Origin of the sequence: Nonomuraea sp. NPDC048881 (assembly GCF_040649795.1) — a bacterium.
Classification (GTDB): domain Bacteria; phylum Actinomycetota; class Actinomycetes; order Streptosporangiales; family Streptosporangiaceae; genus Nonomuraea.
Genome location: NZ_JBEZGC010000010.1, coordinates 210,709 through 227,587 on the forward strand (window position 1 = coordinate 210,709; position 16,879 = coordinate 227,587).

Annotated in this window: 17 protein-coding genes; 8 read left to right on the forward strand and 9 right to left on the reverse strand. The window is 70.9% G+C overall.

What is annotated here, in order from left to right:
* Nucleotides 1-6: 6 nt before the first annotated feature.
* The 4 genes from AB0C33_RS32900 to AB0C33_RS32915 form a co-directional block, all read right to left on the reverse strand.
* Entirely contained in the window at nucleotides 7-528 is a 522-nt protein-coding gene (locus AB0C33_RS32900) for a hypothetical protein (RefSeq protein WP_358294480.1), read from the reverse strand.
* A 66-nt stretch (nucleotides 529-594) separates the two neighbouring features.
* Nucleotides 595-1,758 carry a C40 family peptidase gene (locus tag AB0C33_RS32905; RefSeq protein ID WP_358294481.1) on the reverse strand — a complete coding sequence of 388 codons (1,164 nt, stop codon included), beginning with the start codon at nucleotides 1,756-1,758 and terminating at the stop codon, nucleotides 595-597.
* 86 nt (nucleotides 1,759-1,844) lie between these two features.
* A complete protein-coding gene (gene greA / locus AB0C33_RS32910) occupies nucleotides 1,845-2,345 on the reverse strand; it encodes a transcription elongation factor GreA (protein ID WP_352323258.1) in 501 nt (166 codons plus the stop codon).
* 108 nt (nucleotides 2,346-2,453) lie between these two features.
* Entirely contained in the window at nucleotides 2,454-2,876 is a 423-nt protein-coding gene (locus AB0C33_RS32915) for a DUF4307 domain-containing protein (RefSeq protein WP_357974645.1), read from the reverse strand.
* 147 nt (nucleotides 2,877-3,023) lie between these two features.
* Here AB0C33_RS32915 and mca point away from each other — a divergent pair, with 147 nt between their 5' ends.
* From mca to AB0C33_RS32930, 3 genes are read left to right on the forward strand one after another with little or no spacing between them, the layout of a single operon-like run.
* Nucleotides 3,024-3,908 (forward strand): mycothiol conjugate amidase Mca, encoded by an 885-nt coding sequence (gene mca / locus AB0C33_RS32920; protein WP_352323256.1) that lies wholly within the window; start codon nucleotides 3,024-3,026, stop codon nucleotides 3,906-3,908.
* A 34-nt stretch (nucleotides 3,909-3,942) separates the two neighbouring features.
* The gene (locus tag AB0C33_RS32925) at nucleotides 3,943-4,104 is read left to right on the forward strand and encodes a hypothetical protein (RefSeq protein ID WP_352323255.1); all 162 of its coding nucleotides are present in this window, start codon (nucleotides 3,943-3,945) and stop codon (nucleotides 4,102-4,104) included.
* On the forward strand, nucleotides 4,105-4,398 hold the full coding sequence (locus AB0C33_RS32930; protein ID WP_352323254.1) for a GNAT family N-acetyltransferase: 294 nt from the start codon (nucleotides 4,105-4,107) through the stop codon (nucleotides 4,396-4,398).
* Here the strand turns inward: AB0C33_RS32930 and AB0C33_RS32935 are convergent.
* On the reverse strand, nucleotides 4,384-5,535 hold the full coding sequence (locus AB0C33_RS32935; RefSeq protein WP_358294482.1) for a hypothetical protein: 1,152 nt from the start codon (nucleotides 5,533-5,535) through the stop codon (nucleotides 4,384-4,386). The two genes, AB0C33_RS32930 and AB0C33_RS32935, sit on opposite strands and share 15 nt — an antisense overlap.
* A 94-nt stretch (nucleotides 5,536-5,629) precedes the next feature.
* On the opposite strand from AB0C33_RS32935, the gene AB0C33_RS32940 reads away from it, so the two are divergent.
* The gene (locus tag AB0C33_RS32940) at nucleotides 5,630-7,594 is read left to right on the forward strand and encodes a thioredoxin domain-containing protein (protein WP_358294483.1); all 1,965 of its coding nucleotides are present in this window, start codon (nucleotides 5,630-5,632) and stop codon (nucleotides 7,592-7,594) included.
* On the opposite strand, the gene AB0C33_RS32945 is transcribed toward AB0C33_RS32940, so the two are convergent.
* Both AB0C33_RS32945 and AB0C33_RS32950 read right to left on the reverse strand, forming a co-directional pair.
* A complete protein-coding gene (locus AB0C33_RS32945; RefSeq protein ID WP_358294484.1) occupies nucleotides 7,580-9,646 on the reverse strand; it encodes a transglycosylase domain-containing protein in 2,067 nt (688 codons plus the stop codon). The two genes, AB0C33_RS32940 and AB0C33_RS32945, sit on opposite strands and share 15 nt — an antisense overlap.
* A gap of 217 nt (nucleotides 9,647-9,863) precedes the next feature.
* Nucleotides 9,864-10,343, reverse strand: coding sequence for an Lrp/AsnC family transcriptional regulator (locus AB0C33_RS32950; protein WP_352323250.1), 480 nt, complete (start codon nucleotides 10,341-10,343; stop codon nucleotides 9,864-9,866).
* A 103-nt stretch (nucleotides 10,344-10,446) separates the two neighbouring features.
* On the opposite strand from AB0C33_RS32950, the gene hppD reads away from it, so the two are divergent.
* From hppD to AB0C33_RS32970, 4 genes are all read left to right on the forward strand, one after another.
* On the forward strand, nucleotides 10,447-11,556 hold the full coding sequence (gene hppD / locus AB0C33_RS32955; protein WP_358294485.1) for a 4-hydroxyphenylpyruvate dioxygenase: 1,110 nt from the start codon (nucleotides 10,447-10,449) through the stop codon (nucleotides 11,554-11,556).
* Between the two features lie 186 nt (nucleotides 11,557-11,742).
* The gene (locus AB0C33_RS32960) at nucleotides 11,743-13,149 is read left to right on the forward strand and encodes a M1 family metallopeptidase (protein WP_358294486.1); all 1,407 of its coding nucleotides are present in this window, start codon (nucleotides 11,743-11,745) and stop codon (nucleotides 13,147-13,149) included.
* A 73-nt stretch (nucleotides 13,150-13,222) separates the two neighbouring features.
* Nucleotides 13,223-13,768 (forward strand): RNA polymerase sigma factor, encoded by a 546-nt coding sequence (locus tag AB0C33_RS32965; RefSeq protein ID WP_358294487.1) that lies wholly within the window; start codon nucleotides 13,223-13,225, stop codon nucleotides 13,766-13,768.
* Entirely contained in the window at nucleotides 13,765-14,460 is a 696-nt protein-coding gene (locus AB0C33_RS32970) for a hypothetical protein (RefSeq protein ID WP_358294488.1), read from the forward strand. Before AB0C33_RS32965 ends, AB0C33_RS32970 begins: the two co-directional genes overlap by 4 nt.
* A 116-nt stretch (nucleotides 14,461-14,576) precedes the next feature.
* Here the strand turns inward: AB0C33_RS32970 and AB0C33_RS32975 are convergent, their stop codons facing one another.
* Together AB0C33_RS32975 and AB0C33_RS32980 are read right to left on the reverse strand one after the other, a co-directional pair.
* Entirely contained in the window at nucleotides 14,577-15,554 is a 978-nt protein-coding gene (locus AB0C33_RS32975) for an ROK family protein (RefSeq protein ID WP_358294489.1), read from the reverse strand.
* On the reverse strand, nucleotides 15,551-16,732 hold the full coding sequence (locus AB0C33_RS32980) for an FIST N-terminal domain-containing protein (RefSeq protein ID WP_352353142.1): 1,182 nt from the start codon (nucleotides 16,730-16,732) through the stop codon (nucleotides 15,551-15,553). Before AB0C33_RS32980 ends, AB0C33_RS32975 begins: the two co-directional genes overlap by 4 nt.
* Nucleotides 16,733-16,879: the final 147 nt, after the last annotated feature.

A 16,879-nucleotide genomic window follows, 5' to 3' on the forward strand; every position in this document is an offset into this window, starting at 1 on the left:
GTGTTCTCAGGAATTGACGTCGGGGCCCGCGTTGCGCACTCTGTCGACGTGCTGGAGGGCGTCGCGCAGCTCGGCCAGCCAGGTGTCGGTGTTCTTGCCGACCAGGCGCACGCACCAGGCGAGCGCGTCGCTGCGGCTCCTGGCCACCCCGGCGGCGACCAGCGTGTCGAGCACCTGACGCTCCGACTGACGCAGACGCGTCATCACGGGCACGGAGAGTGTGGTGAACATCACAGTCTCGCCCCCGCACCGCACGCCCCAGGAGACCTTCTGGCGGAACCGGCGTTCCGCCTCGCGTGCGATCTCGATCCGCCGCTCGCGGGTCTCCTCACGGAACCGGCGGGCCAGCCCCTCGATGAGGGCGAGCCGCTCGGCCTCGGGCGTGTCGGCGGGCGGGTCGGGCAGCGTGCCGAGCACCGCGATCTCCTCGCGGTCACGGACGATCTCGGGGGCCCCGGTGAACCACCCCTCGGGGAGCCGGCCGGTGAACCAGCCGCGGACCTGCGCGCTCATATCGTCTGCTGACATGTAATCACGATTACACAGTTGCGCGCGAAATGCACGAGCCGAACCGCGGATCGTGCGAAGGTTCGTTCAGCGGACGCGGGCGGCCGCGACGGGGCTGACCCGGACGACGCCGGCCAGGTTCCGCGTGCTCAACGGGGAGATCTTGACGACGTCACCGGTGCGCGGCGCCTGCAGCACCTTCCCGTTGCCCCAGTAGATCGCCACGTGCGAGATGTAACCCGGATTCGTCGGGTCGTTGCGCCAGAAGATCAGGTCGCCCGGTTGCGCCTGCGCCAGCGGCACCTGCGGCCCCGCCACCCACTGCTGGTGGGTCACCCGCGGCATCCGCACGCCCGCCTGCCCGTACGCCCACTGCACCAGCCCCGAGCAGTCGAACGTGTCGGGCCCCTCGGCCCCCCACACGTACGGCCGGCCCAGCTTGGACACCGCGGCCTTCAGCGCCGCCGTGAGCTGTTCCACGGTCATGAACGACCCGGACGGCCAGTTCTTCGGGGTGTCGGCCCTGGGCCGCGGCTGGACGGGGTTGACGGTGGCCACCTGCGTGCCCTTGGGCATCGCGGCCAGGATGGCCCGGCGCAGCGCGTCGGAGTTCGCGCCCGGGGCGCTGACGATGAGCGCGTTGTCGCGCGGGAGGCGCAGCCTGCGCCCGGTCTCCTTGGACACGACCGCGTCGACCGCGCCGAACCCGGTGGTGGCGTACGCGCCGATGCGCAGCGGCCCGGCCGGCCCGCTCACGCGGCTGTGCAGCGCCAGGCCGCCGTCGTTGCCCAGCACGAACGAGACCGCCACGTCGCCGGAGGCCACGTTCTGCCACAGGGCGTCCGACGACGCCGTCACCTTGGGGGTGTAGGCCCGGAACGTGGACGGGTTCACCGCGAGCGTCTGCACCCGCTTGCCGTCGAGCGAGATGGAGGCCGCGTCGGCCAGCTCAAGGGCCCGTACGCCGCGCAGCCCTGCGACCTTGCGCAGCAGCTCGTCGGTGAACGGCTTGCGGGTGAGCACGAAGAGGTTGGGCTTGCGCAGTTTGCCCAGCGGAGCCACGGGCTGGTCGGCACGGGACTGGGCCATGAGCGTCTGCTTCGGCACCGGCCGCGCCCGCACCACCTCGACCGGCGCCTGCTCCTCCCCCGTCTGGACCAGCACCAGCACGTCGGTGGTGAGCACGGCCACCAGCATCACCACGATGAAGGGGACGAGCCTGGATAAGTCTCGCCGTTTCCGCGTCTTCACCAGGAAGCTGAGGTCCTGCGCGATTCCCGGCGAACGCGAAAACGCCGCCGGGCCGACGTGGGCCCGGCGGTCAGGATCTGCGGGGGTCAGTTGCCGATGTACGGCACAGCCTCGAGGATCTCGACGGTGTTCTGGCGGCCGTTGGGCATCGAGTACGTCGCCTTCTCACCGATCTTCTTGCCGTTGATCGCCGAACCGAGCGGCGACTTGGGCGAGTAGACGTCGATCGGCGCTCCGCTCTCCTCGCGGGAGGCGAGCAGGAAGGTGACCTCGTCGTCGTCGCCGACGAACCGGATCGTCACGGTCATGCCGGGGCCGACCACGCCTTCGGTCTTGGGGGCCTCTCCCACCTTGGCGTTGTCGAGGATCTGGCGGAGGTGGAAGATCCGGGCCTCCATCTTGCCCTGCTCGTCCTTGGCGGCGTGGTAGCCGCCGTTCTCCTTCAGGTCGCCCTCCTCACGGGCGGCCTCGATCTTCTTGGCGATGTCGACGCGCCCGGGGCCAGAGAGATATTCGTACTCCGCCTTCAGGCGGTCGTACGCCTCCTGCGTCAGCCATGTGACGTTCTCATCGCGAGAGTCGGCCACGGGTTCTCCTTGCTTGCCTAGGGGGCCCTGAGATCACTTGAGGATGTGGACGGTCGAATTGCGAAAGGCTAACAACTCAACCGCCCGGACGCTTCCCCAAATGTCTCACTATACGAGATTGCAGTACTGGATGTGGACGGAAGTGGCCTGACCACTGGTGTCGAGGCTCTCCTTGAGCTGCTTACTACCCTCACCAGCCGGGATTCTTACTTCCTTGCTACCGACTTCCGCGTGGTAGACGTCCAGTGCCCTGATCCGGCAGACGGCCACTCTATCGTCGGGCTTGTACACCTCGAAGGTGATCTCCGCGCGCCCGGGCGCGTCGATGCTGAACGAGACGACCTGCGCCGGGGCCTCCGAGCCGCCGCCGGCCGTCATCGACCACATCACCCATCCCCAGCCACCCGCGACGATGGCCACCAGCACGCCGATCACGACATGCACGACCAGCCGGCCGCCTCTCTTCGGACGGTCGGGGAAGTCGTCGGGTGTGCCGAGAACGGGTCCGTTCCCGACATCTTCGGTGACCATGGCGGAATCTCCCTGCACTCCCTGAGCGTTATCCGAGACAATTGTCGCCCGCGGGGGGCGTGCCCTCGCGACCGCCCAGCAGAAACTAACCTCTCTGGACGAGTGACCGGTCCTCCACCGAGGAGACCCTGTGAGGAGAACGCGCCCGTGAGTGCACCCCTGAGGTTGATGGCAGTCCACGCCCACCCCGACGACGAGTCGAGCAAGGGCGCCGCCACTATGGCGCGTTACGTGCGCGAAGGCGTGGAAGTGCTGGTCTGTACCCTCACGGGCGGTGAGCGGGGTTCCGTGCTCAACCCGAAGATGGACCGGCCCGAGATCGTGGCCAACATCGGCGAGGTGCGCAGGGCGGAGATGGAGCGGGCCCGCGAGATCCTCGGGGTCCAGCAGCGTTTCATGGGCTTTGTCGACTCCGGCCTGCCGGAGAGCGAGGAGGAGGAGCTGCCCGAGGGCTGCTTCGCGCTGCAGAAGCTTGAGGACGCCTCGGCCCCGCTGGTGGCCGCCGTGCGCGAGTTCCGCCCGCACGTGATCATCACCTACGACGACGACGGCGGCTACCCGCACCCCGACCACATCATGACCAACAAGGTCTCCGTCGAGGCGTTCGAGGCGGCCGGCGACCCCGACCGCTACCCCGGCACCGGCGACCCGTGGCAGCCGATGAAGCTCTACTACCAGATGGGCTTCACCAAGGAGCGCTTCGAGGCGCTGCACGAGGCCATGACCGAGCGCGGCCTCGGCTCCCCGTACTCCGACTGGATCTCCCGCTGGGAGGACCGGCCGGCCAAGTGGCCGGTGACGACGCGGGTGCCGTGCGGCGAGTACTTCCAGATCCGCGACGAGGCGCTGCTCGCGCACGCCACCCAGGTCGACCCCGACGGCTTCTGGTTCGTCTGCCCGCGCGAGCTGCAGCAGGAGATCTGGCCGACCGAGGACTACCACCTGGCGCGCTCGCTCGTCGACACCGAGCTGCCCGAGGACGACCTGTTCGCCGGCATCCACGCCGAGGACGTCTCACCCGCCTGCCACTGACCGGACCACGGCATACGGGTGGCAGACTGAAGGTGTGACAGTTCTCGCAGCTGGTGATGTCAGTCCGGGTCTGCTCGGCTTCACCGTCGTCGCCCTCATCGGGCTGGCCCTCTACATCCTCATCAAGTCGATGAACAAGCAGATGTCGAAGATCCAGGTTCCGCACGAGGGCGACACGGACAAGAAAGCCGAATAGATGCCGATCGAAGTAGTCGACAACTCGACGGAGTGCCGCTTCGAGGTCCTCGTCGACGGCAAGGTCGCCGGGTTCGCCGACTATCGACTGCTGCCCACGAAAGTCGTCTTCACGCACACCGAGGTGCTGCCCGCCTACGAGGGCCAGGGCCTGGCGAGCAGGCTCGTCGAGTACGCGCTGCGCACGAGCGTCGACACCGGCCTGCGCATCGTGCCGCTGTGCCCGTACGTGGCCCGCTACATCGAGCGTCACCCCGAGTTCAAGGAGTACAGCGACCCGTCAGTCGCGGGGTGACCAGGCGCGTTCCAGGGCCTTGGGCAGGCCCCACCAGCCGAGCGGGGTCAGCACCTCGTCGGCGTCCACGATGCCCAGGTAGGTCCACAGGCTGACCACCGAGGCGAACAGTCCCTCGGTGGCGTCGAGGTCGTCGTCGTCCTGCTCGCCCGACTCGATGTCGTCGGACTCGGCGATGAGCCTGGCCAGGCGTTCCGGCGAGGCCAGCACTCCGGGCCCCATGCGGGCCAGCGCCGCCACCGCGGCCAGCCAGTCGGCGTGCTGGATCGCGCACAGGTTGGCCAGGGCGGTGTCCTCGTGGCCGAGCTCCCCCTCCAGGTCGGCGAACTCCTCCGGCACGTCGTCGGCCTCCGACAGGTCGGAGATCGGCCCGGCCACGCCCGCCGCCACCGCCAGCCACAACTCCCGGTCGTCGTCCGGCATCGGCCGGTCGTCGAACCCGGCGCAGGCGCGCAGCACGTTCGCGGGGTAGCCGGGCAGGTCCAGCAGCACGCGCAGGCGCGCGGCGGCCAGCTCCAGCTCGACCAGCGGCAGCTCGGGCGCCTTGGGCAGCTCGCCGACGATGCGGCGCAGCTCCGACAGCGCGAACGCCTCCTCCTCGTCGAGGGCGGCGAACAGCTCCTCGTCCTGCTCGTCGCTGACCGCGAAGCCGGGCACCCGGCCGTCGGGCAGCGGCGTGGCCAGCCAGTGCTCCTGGAGCTCCTCGTACGCCCGGCGGGCGGCGTGGTCGCCCTGGGCCAGCGCGTCCGGGTCGACCTCCCCGGCGGCGACGCGCTCCTCCAGGAAGGAGACCATGCGCCCGAACATCTCGGCCGCGACCGGGCCGCGCTCGTCCTCCTCGGGCCAGACGAAGTAGCTGGGCGTCATGAGGATCGGCTCGGTGCCGGTGGACTCGACCCAGCGCTGCACGTCGCCGACGGTGGCCACGCCCGCCTCGATGGAGCTCAGCGTGGCCTTGGCGGAGTCCCAGAACGGCTGCGAGAGCGGGTTGCCCGCCGCCACCATGGCCCGCCGCAGATCGGGCAGCGCCACCAGCGCCACGCCCGAGGGCACGGCCAGCAGCGCGCGGGCGACGTCCCTGCGCGTGACGGCGGCGGGCGGGCGGCCGGCGTGGGCGCAGACGTAGTCGATGTCCACGCCCGTAACCTACGCCGTCCGCCCCGCCCGAGTCAGCCGCGGGGTGGCGGGCCGTCCCCGGGGACGCGGTTTAGGGTGAGCGAGGGAGGTCCTGATGAACCGGTTGAACGACGCCACGAGCCCATACCTGCTGCAGCACGCGGGCAATCCCGTCGACTGGCACCCGTGGGGCGAGGAGGCGTTCGCCGAGGCCCGGCGCCGGGACGTGCCGCTGCTGATCAGCGTGGGCTACTCGGCGTGCCACTGGTGCCACGTGATGGCCCACGAGAGCTTCGAGGACGCCGACACGGCCGCCCTCATGAACGAGCACTTCGTCAACGTCAAGGTCGACCGCGAGGAGCGGCCCGACGTCGACGCGGTCTACATGACCGCCACCCAGGCCATGACCCAGCAGGGCGGCTGGCCGATGACGGTGTTCGCCACGCCCGACGGCCATCCGTTCTACTGCGGCACGTACTTCCCGCGTCCCCACTTCCGGCGGCTGCTGGCCGAGATCCACCGGGTGTGGGCCGGCGACCGGGAGTCGGTGCTGGCGCAGGGCGCCAAGGTGGTCGAGGCGCTCAACCAGAACACCGCGTTCCCGCGCGGCGCCACTCCGGAGGCGGAGACGCTGGAGCGGGCCGTCGCCAACCTGCGCGAGTCGTTCGACCCGGTCAACGGCGGGTTCGGCGGCGCGCCGAAGTTCCCGCCGTCGATGGTCCTGGAGTTCCTGCTGCGCTCCGGCGAGCGCGAGATGAGCGGCCGGACGCTCGAAGCCATGGCCCGCGGCGGCATCTACGACCAGCTCGGCGGCGGTTTCGCGCGGTACAGCGTCGACGCCGAGTGGGTGGTCCCGCACTTCGAGAAGATGCTCTACGACAACGCCCTGCTGCTGCGGGTCTACACCCACTGGTGGAAAGCGGGCGGCGGCGACCTGGCCCACCGGGTGGCGCTGGAGACGGCTGGCTGGATGCTGCGCGAGCTGCGCACGCCCGAGGGCGGCCTCGCCTCGGCCCTCGACGCCGACAGCGAGGGCGTGGAGGGCAAGTTCTACGTCTGGACGCCCGAGGAGCTGCGCGAGGTCCTGGGGGACGACGACGGCCGCTGGGCCACCGGCCTGTTCGACGTCACCGGCACGTTCGAGCACGGCACGTCGGTGCTCCAGCTCCCGCGCGACCCCGAGGACCCGGTGCGGTACGCCGGCGTGCGCGGCAGGCTGCTGGCGGCCAGGGAGCTGCGGGTGCGGCCGGGCCGCGACGACAAGGTCGTGGCCTCCTGGAACGGCCTGGCCGTCGCGGCGCTCGCGGAGGCCGGCGTGGTGTTCGAGCGTCCCGACCTGGTCGAGGCCGCCACGGCGGCGGCCGAGCTGCTCGCGGACGTGCACACGACCGGCGGGCGGCTGCTGCGCACCTCCCGCGACGGGCGCGCGGGCGCCAACGCGGGCGTCCTGGAGGACTACGCGAACGTGGCCGAGGGGCTGATCTCCCTCTACGGCGTGACCGGCGCGACGAAATGGCTCCGGCTGGCCGGGACGCTGCTCGACACGGTCCTCGACCGCTTCTCCGACGGCTCCGGCGGCTTCTACGACACCGCTGACGACGCCGAACGGCTGTTCCAGCGTCCACAGGACCCCACCGACAACGCCACGCCCTCCGGCCAGTACGCGGCCGCGGGGGCCCTGCTGTCCTACGGCGCGCTGACCGGCTCGGCCCGGCACCGGGAGGCCGCCGCGGCCGCGCTCGCCACGGTGTCGGTGCTGGCCGACCGGCACGCCAGGTTCGCCGGCTGGGGGCTGGCCGTGGCCCGCGCGGCGCTCGACGGGCCCGTGGAGGTGGCGGTCGTCGGCAGCCCCGCCGACCCGCGTACGGCCGCCCTGCACCGGGAGGCGCTGCTGGCCGACGTGCCGGGCCTGGTGGTCGCGCCCGGCGACGGCGAGGCCGGCGGCGAGCCCTTCCCCGCGCTGCTGGAGGGGCGCGGGCCCGTCGGAGGCGCGCCGGCCGCCTACGTGTGCAGGGGGTTCGCCTGCCGGCTCCCGGTCACCACGGTGGAGGAGCTGCGGGCCGAGCTAGCCGGTGCCTGACGGCCGGCCGAGGTTGTCGCGCTGGGTGTCGCGGCTCTCCTCCGGGGGCCCCAGAGGCTGGTCGGAGGGCGCCGTGGGCGCGTCCTGGGGGCGTTCGTCCTGCCGGTCGCGGCCGGTCCTGCCGTTGTCGCCGGAGCCGTCGTCGGTGGGGGCCTCGGTGACCGCCGGGTCGCCGAACGGCTGCTGATCGGTGGGGCCGGAGTCGGGGTTGCCCCACTCGTTCTGGTCGGCGGGCGGCGTCGACTGCTGGTCGCGGACGTCGCGGCCGCGGTCGGGCGGCGAGTAGGAGGACTCGTAGCCGTACTGGGAGGGCTCGGGGAACTCCTCGACGGGCTCTCCGGCCATGGCCTCGGTCATGAACGCCCGCCAGATCTGCGCCGGGAGCTGGCCGCCGAACTGCGTGCCGTAGCCGGGGATGGTGACGGTCTCGTCGTCGCTGCGGAACATGTTCACGGCGACGGCGAGCTGCGGGACGAACCCGTTGAACCAGACGTTCTTGGAGTCGTCGGTGGTGCCGGTCTTGCCGGCCACCGGACGGTCGTAGAGGCGGGCGGCGGTGCCGGTGCCGTACTTGACGACCTGCTGCATCGCGTAGACGGTGTCGGCGGCGGCCTGCTCCCCCACCACCTTCGTGGCGACGGGCTTGACCGTCTTCTTCTCGCCCTTGCCGTCGGTGACCGACTTCACCACGTGGGCCTCCATGTGCACGCCCTTGTTGGCGAAGGTGGAGAAGCCCGAGGCGTTCTGGACGGCGCTGACCGAGGACACGCCGAGCGGGAAGGTCGCGTACGCCTGCTGCCCCTGCAACTGCTCCTTGGGGATGCCCGCGGCCTCGGCGACCTCCGCGACCTTGTTCAGGCCGACCTTCTGGCCGAGGTCGACGAAGGCCGTGTTGACGGAGTTCTGGGTGGCGCTGACCAGGTTGATCTGGCCGTAGGAGCGGCCGCTGTCGTTGGGGATGGGCTTGTCGGCCGAGGCCACGCGCAGCGGCGAGTTGCCGTCGACCCTGGTGGACAGGTCGAAGCCGTTGTCGAGCGCGGCGGCCAGCGTGTACGGCTTGAACGTCGACCCCGCCATCCGCTTGGCAGAGAACGCGTTGTCGTAGTCGCCGACCTGGTCGTGGCGGCCGCCGTAGAAGGCGACGACCTCGCCGGTGGCCGGATCGACGGCGGCCAGCCCGGTGCGCACCTTCTTCGGCGTCGAGGCCGGGAGCACGTCCTTGACCGCCTGCTCGGCCGCCGTCATGAGCTTCTTGTCGAACGTCGTGACGATCTTCAGGCCGCCGCTGTTGATGGTCTCGTCGGAGTAGCCGCGCCGGTTGAGCTCGGCGGTGACCTGGTCGAGCATGTACTGGCCCTGGCCCTTGAGCTCGAACGGCTTCTTGGGCGCCTTGAGCACCGGGAAACGCTCGGCGGCGGCCTGCTGGCGCGACAGCGCGCCCGTCTGGCCCATGGCGTCGATCACGGCCTGCCAGCGGGAGCGGGCCGCGTCGAGGTCGGCGCCCTCGGGGTCGGCGAACCTGCTGGGCTGCTGGATGACCGCCGCCAGGTACGCGCCCTCGGCGACGGTGAGCTTGTCGACGTCCTTGCCGAAGTAGGCGCGCGCGGCCGACTGGACGCCGTTGGCGCCGCGGCCGAAGTAGATCGTGTTGAGGTACTGCTCCAGGACCCAGTCCTTCGACTTGGACTGGTCGACCTTCATCGCGATGAGGATCTCTTTGAACTTGCGGGTGACCGAGCGCTCCTGGCTGAGGCCGCTGTAGTAGTTGCGCACGAGCTGCTGGGTGATCGTGGAGCCGCCCTGGAGCTGCTGCCCGGTGACGGTGGACCAGACGGCCCGCGCGGTGCCCTTGAGCGAGACGCCGCCGTCGTTGTAGAACGAGCGGTTCTCGGCGGCGATGACCGCGTCGCGCACGTGCTTGGGCACCTTGGCCAGCTCGACGTTCCGGCGGTCGACGCCCTGCCGGGCGAGCACCGTTTTGCCGTCGCGGTAATAGATCACCGAGCCTTCGGCGGTGGCCGATTTCTGCGTGCTGTCGGGAATGGGAGTCATCGCCCACGCAATGGCGAAAAGACCGGCAAGCACGGCGATTCCGGCGCCGAAAGAGATCAACACTATTCGGAGTACGCGCCGTTTCCGCATGCCTTTTCCACCACCGCCCCGCATCCGAGACCCCCCTCTGAGACACCTTCGCCCAACCCCCGCCAGCTGGGCGAATGTCAAGGGTAAACGATCGATAACGGTGCCTCGTCCCTAAGCGATGGTACGTCTAGCGCCCCCCGCGGCGCGGAACATCGGCGACCAAAGGCAGCACTCGGTAAGGAACCGGGGTGTCGAGTGCGATGATCGAAGAAGTCCTGAGCACCCCCTGAACATCCACGATTTGGTCGATGACCCTTTGCAGATCGGCATTCGTCCGCGCGACCACCCGGCACAGCAGGTCCGCGCCGCCGGTGATGGTGTGCACCTCCAGCACCTCGGGGATGTGGGCCAGCCGGTGGGCGACCGGGTCGTGCCCGGAGACCTGCCTGATCTCCATGGTGACGAACGCCGTCACGTCGTAGCCGAGCGCCACGGGCGACACGTCGGGCCCGAACCCGGTGATCACACCCCTGGCCACCAGCCGGTCGAGCCTGGCCTGGACGGTGCCGCGGGCGACGCCGAGGCGGCGGGAGCACTCCAGCACGCCCAGCCGGGGCTCGGCGGTCAGCAGCGAGATCAGCCGGGCGTCCAGTTCGTCGATCGTCATGCTGTACAAGTTCTCCGACTCTGACCCGAGATGGGTGGACAGATTGTGCACTCGTTCAAGTAACTGTTGCACAACTCGTCCAGCTAAATCGAGAGTTAGGGGTATGACTGATGTCTTTCCGGTTAACGGCATGGACGCCGTGGTGTTCGCCGTGGGCAACGCCCGGCAGGCCGCCCACTACTACTCGACCGCTTTCGGCATGCGACTGGTGGCCTACCGCGGGCCGGAGAACGGCAGCCGCGACGCGGTCGCCTACGTCCTGACCTCGGGCAGCGCCACCTTCGAGTTCCGGGCCTCGATCCGGCCCGGCACGGACATGGCCAGGCACGTCGCCGAGCACGGTGACGGCGTGATCGACCTGGCCATCCAGGTGCCCGACGTGGAGGCCGGGTACGCCTACGCGGTCGCCCACGGGGCCACCGGCCTGGTGGAGCCGTACACGCTGGAGGACGAGCACGGCAAGGTGGTGCTCGCGGCCATCGCCACCTACGGCGAGACCCGGCACACGCTCGTGGACAGGTCCAACTACGGGGGCGCGTACCTGCCCGGTTACGTGCCGGCCGAGCCGCTCGTCGCGCCGCCCGCGACGAAGACCGGACGCCTGTTCCAGGCGGTCGACCACTGCGTCGGCAACGTCGAGCTCGGCAAGATGGACGAGTGGGTGGAGTTCTACCGCAAGGTGATGGGCTTCACGAACATGGCCGAGTTCGTCGGCGACGACATCGCGACCGAGTACTCGGCGCTGATGTCCAAGGTCGTGGCCGACGGCACCCGGAAGGTCAAGTTCCCGCTGAACGAGCCGGCGATCAGCCGCAAGAAGTCGCAGATCGACGAGTACCTGGAGTTCTACGGCGGGCCCGGCGTGCAGCACATCGCCCTGGCCACCAACGACATCCTCACCACCGTCGACCACATGCGCGCGGCGGGCGTGCAGTTCCTCGACACGCCCGACTCCTACTACGACGACCCTGAGCTGCGCGAGCGCATCGGGCAGGTCAGGGCGCCGATCGAGGAGCTGAAGAAGCGCAAGATCCTGGTCGACCGCGACGAGGACGGCTACCTGCTGCAGATCTTCACGCAGCCGGTCCAGGACCGCCCGACGGTCTTCTTCGAGCTGATCGAGCGGCACGGGTCGCTCGGCTTCGGCAAGGGCAACTTCAAGGCCCTGTTCGAGGCGATCGAGCGCGAGCAGGAACGCAGGGGCAACCTTTAGTTTGTCCCGACTTAGTGGGGGTGATCTGGATTTTATGGGACCACCACCACATTCTGGGCTGATGAGGCGCCGGCGGCGGGGAGCCGCCGGCGCCTCCGGCTCTTCCCCCTCCACGGTGACGAGTCGTCGGGAGCGCGTGACCCTGCGTAAGATTCAGGTCACGGGCTGAAGGGGGCTGGTTCACCTATGCGGATCAGAAGACGCGGCGCGGCCGTGCTGGTGGCGCTGATCAGCGTGCTCGCGTGCGCGCCCACCGACGAGCCGCCGCCCCGCTCGGCCGCCGGCCGCCACACGGGCGCGCCGGGCATCGGCGACCCCGACTTCCCGCAGGACGGCAACGGCGGCTACGACGTCGCCCACTACTCGCTGACCGTCGACTACACCCCGGCGACCAAGCGGCTCACCGGCCTGACGAAGATCCGCGCCAAGGCCACCCAAGACCTGTCGAGCTTCAACCTCGACCTCACCGGCCTCGACGTCGCCAAGGTCAGCGTCGACGGCTCGCCCGCGCGTTTCTCCCGCAAGGACGGCGAGCTGACCGTGACCCCGGCCGCGCGGCTCGACGCCGGCTCGCCGTTCACCGCCGAGATCTCCTACTCCGGCAGCCCCACGCCCGCCAAGGACACCGCCAACCTGGGCACGTACGGGTTCATCCCCACCGCCGACGGCGCGTTCGTGGCCTCCGAGCCCAACGGCTCCAAGACCTGGTTCCCCAGCAACGACCACCCGGCCGACAAGGCCACGTTCGACTTCACGGTCACCGTGCCCGCCGGCCTGACCGTCGTGGCCAACGGCGAGCAGAGCGCGTCCCCGTCCACCGCGGGCGGCCGCACCACCTACCGGTGGAGCGAGCGGCACCCGATGGCCACCTACCTCGCCACGGCCACGATCGGCAAGTTCGAGGTGCGTCAGGGCCGTTCGCCGGGCGGCATCCCGACGTACGCGGCCGTCGATCCGAAGTTCAAGACCGGCCTCGACCGCGTCTACAACGTCTCGGGCGAGATCACCGACTACTGGAGCACGGTCTTCGGCGCCTACCCGTTCTCCTCGACCGGCGCCATCGTCGACGATTACTCGGCCGGCTACGCCCTGGAGAACCAGACCAAGCCCCTCTACGGCGGCTTCGACCCCGACGAGGGCATCATCGCCCACGAGCTGGCCCACCAGTGGTTCGGCGACAGCCTGACCATCAAGCGGTGGAAGGACCTGTGGCTCAACGAGGGCTTCGCGACGTACGCGGAGTGGCTGTGGTCGGAGCACCGGGGCAAGAAGACCGCCGACACCATCTTCAAGGACTTCTACAACCGCGGCGCCAAAGACCCGATGTGGTCCTACCCGCCGGGCCGGGCCAAGCCCGGTGACCTGTTCAACGAGTCGGTCTACACCCGCGGCGGCATGGCGCTGCACGCCCTGCGCAAAGCGGTCGGCGACCCGACGTTCTTCAAGCTGCTCAAGACCTGGACCGCCGAACACCGCTACGGCAACGTCACCACGCGGCAGTTCGTCGACCTGTCCGAGCGGCTGTCCGGCAAGGACCTCGACCCGCTCTTCGACGCGTGGCTCTTCCAGCCGCGCCGCCCCACCCTCGCCTGACCTGCGCCGAAACGCTTTCCTTCGCCCGGTCCAAGTACAGGTGTAAGGGCGAACGACGAAGGGAGCGAGGCCAGTGCGCCTCAACGAGGACCCGGCGGCCTTCGAGGCCTTCTACCGCCGCCATGTCGACGTCGTCATGCGGTTCGTGGTCCGGCGGGTGAGCGATCCCCACCTGGCCGCCGACCTGACGGCCGACGTCTTCCTGGCGGCCCTCGACTCGGCCCACACCTACGTGCCGGGCCGGGGCAGCCAGACCGCGTGGTTGTACGGCGTGGCCCGCAACGTGGTGTCGGCCCAGCTCCGCAGGTCCGCCCGGGAAGCGCGGGCGGCCGGCCGGATCGCGGGGCGGCGGCTGATGGACGACGACGACCTCGTCCGGATGGAGGAGCGGATCGACGCCGAGCGCGGGATGCGCGGCGCCCTGGAGGCCATGACGGGCCTGCCGGAGGGCGAACGCGCGGTGCTGGAGCTCGTGGCGATCGACCAGCTCACCGTCTCCGAGGCGGCCGCCGCCCTCGGCATCAGGCAGGTGACCGCGCGGGTCCGCCTGCACCGGGCCAGACGCGCCCTGGAGAACGTCGCTTCGCCGTCGGCCGTGTACGTGGAGGGAGAGGCATGAACACTTTCGAGGAGCGGTTGCTCGGCGCGCTCAAGCAGGAGATGGCGGCCGGGCCGGCGCAGGCCGGGGCGCAGGTCGGGGGGCAGGTCGTCACGCCGGTCGTCCGGCGGCCCCGGCGCAGGCTCGTGGGGCTGGCCGCGGCGGCCGGGGTCGCCGCGGTCGCGACGGTGGCGGCGACCGGCCTGTTCGGCGGGGCGCCGGCGTACGCGGTGACCGGGACGGCCGACGGCGGGGTGTCGGTGGAGATCAACGCCTTCCGCGACCCGGACGGGCTGGCGTCCGAGCTGGCCGCGGCGGGGGTCAGGTCGGTGGTGGACTACCTGCCGTACGGGCAGGTCTGCAAGGAGCCGCGCGGGCAGCACGGCACCGCCGAGGGGCGGTTCGAGGCGAGCATCGGCAGCACCGGGCACGGGATCTCCTTCAAGATCCCGAAGGGGCAGGTTCCCGCCGGGCAGACGCTCGTGCTGGCGGTCACCCTCGACAGGAGCGGGCCGGAGGCCCCTCCGGTCTCCACCTCCCTGCAGATCGTCAAGGGCGCGGTGGCCCCCTGCGAGCCGACCGCGATGCCCGCGCCGCCCACGGACGGCCCCACCGACCGCTCCGGCACCCGGACGGGCACCGGGGAAGGCACCGGCGGGAGCAACGGCGAGGGCACCGGCGACGGCCCTGGCTGGCACACCGAACAGGGCTGACGTCCCGGGCGGTCGGCGGTTCTGCCGCCCTCCGCCCGGCACACGACCGCCCTCCCGGGCAGGCGGCGGCCTCCGCACCCTCGGCCCGCGCCCGCCCGGCGACCCTCCCGCGGAGGTCAGTCGCGGGAGGAGGTCCAGTAGGCGCCGCCGGCCAGGAGGAGGGCGGCGGCGCCTACCAGGCCGGCCTCCTGTCCGAGGGCGGCGGGCACGACCTTGAGGCGGCGGGCGAAACCCATGCGGGCGTGGTCCCGCAGCGCCTCCTCCAGGGGGCCGAACAGCGGTTCGCCGGCCTGCGACAGTCCGCCGCCGATCGTGACCAGGTCCAGGTCGCACAGGTGGGTGGCGGAGGCGATCGCGATCCCGAGCGCCCGTCCGGCCCGCCGCATCGCCAGCACGGCCATGGGGTCCCCGGCGAGCGCGTCGGCCGCCAGCGCCCGCCCGGTGACCGCCCGATCCTCCAGGTACGCCTCCCCACCGTCGGACGCCCCCACGGGCTCGGAGACGGCGGCGGGGGTCCAGCCCTGGGTGAGGGCCCAGGTGGTGAGGGCGGGACCGCGGGCGATCGCTTCCAGGCAGCCGTGGCCGCCGCAGCCGCAGCGGGGGCCGCCGTCCGGTTCGACCACGACGTGCCCGATGTGGCCGGCGTTGCCCGTGCCGCCGTTGACCAGGCGTCCGCCCAGGATCAGGCCGCCGCCGACGCCGGTGGAGACCACCATGCCCAGCATGTCGGCGCTGCCCTGGCCGGCGCCCTGCCAGTGTTCGGCGATGGCCAGGCAGATGGCGTCGTTGTGGAGGCGTACCGGTAATCCGGGGAACCGGCCGGCCAGCCGGGCGCGCAGCGGGAAGCCGCGCCAGCCGGGGATGTTGAGCGGCGAGACCTCGCCGTCGGGCCAGGTCATCGGCCCGCCGCAGCCCACGCCGACCCCTTCGGCGCGCGCCGACAGGGGGTCGATGAGGGTGGTGAGGGTGTGCCAGAGCGTCTCGGCGTCGGCGTTCTGGGGGGTGGCGGCGCGCCGGGAGGTGATCACGGCGCCGTCAGGGGCCACCAGGCCGGCGGCCATCTTGGTGCCGCCGACGTCGATCGCCAGGATCACGACAGCTCCGGCTCCGCGGCGCTGGAGAAGACCAGCACGGACGCCGTGAGCCCGTGCACGTGGTTGTGCCCGCCGACCGGCCCGACCTCGCCCGCGGCGAAGAAGCCCGCGACGCCGATCGGTCCCAGCGTGTCGCGCAGGGCGACCGGGTCGTGGTCGGCGGTGCCGAACATCGCCGAGCCCCGGCCGTTGCACGAGAACAGCAGCGCGCCGTCGACCTTGCCGAGCTCCTCGCGGTGGGCGTCGAGCAGGTCGTACAGGTCCTCGTCGGCGGTGGCCGCGTCCCTGACCTGGAAGCGCACGGTACGGCCGATCTCCACGATGTCCCCGATGGCCACGGCCTCGCGTTCGGGGTCGATGCCGATGACGCCCCGGATGAGGAAGTCGCCGCGTTCGTGACGTTCGGCGTACTCGTCCATGGCCACGCCGATCTGCAGGCCGGCGGCGACCAGTTCGCGGTCGTCCTCGTCCAGCTCGCTGACGATGTCCTCCAGCCGGGCCAGCGCGGGCTGACCGGCCAGTTCGAGCAGCAGGTTCTCCTCCGAGGCCGTGACCACCATGCTGGGGCCGATCGGGCGGCAGCCCTGGCTGACCACCGTACTGATCTTGATCGGCCCGCTGAGCAGGACGCCGATCGCGCCCTCGGTGTAGATCTTGCCGTCCGCGAACAGCCGTACGGACCCCCTGCCCTGCAGCCCGTTGGCCAGGCCGCCGATCAGCGGCAGGTCGCCGAGCACGTCGACCGAACGCTCCACGAACGCGTCGGTCGGGAAGGTGTACGGGTCTGCCAGCAGGATCGCCACGTGGTCGTCGCCTGTGCGCTCGGGCAGCCCGACGACCACGAACCGGTCCTCGGCCGCCAGCGTCTCCAGGGCGAACGTGGTGAGCCTGGCCCCCTCCAGGGTGGCCGCCCACGCGCTCACCGCGGGCGTCAGCTCGACCCCCTGCCCGTCGCCGATCACACCGGTGGCGCTGCATCCGATCACGTGCGCCTCGGGCGCCAGCTTCATCGCGGCCTGGCCTGCTCTGGCGACGTCCTCGGGGTCCTCGCCGCAGATGAAGAAGCAGACCAGGTCGGCTTGGCCGCTGAGCCTCGACAGTGCCTGACCGACGGCGCTCTCCGCGGCCTCCACCAGGTCGGAACCCACGGCGAGGCCGTCGGCGAAGCGGCTTGTCATCAAGGCCACGCGTCTCGCCTCCCTCGACATGTGCATGTTCCCTAGGGCCGATTCTCCCCACTAAAGGGACAAGCACGCGTACGAACCGTCACGCAATAGGTCAAGATCCGAAATCTCCGCCAGATGCGAAACTCTCTGCCGCATTTC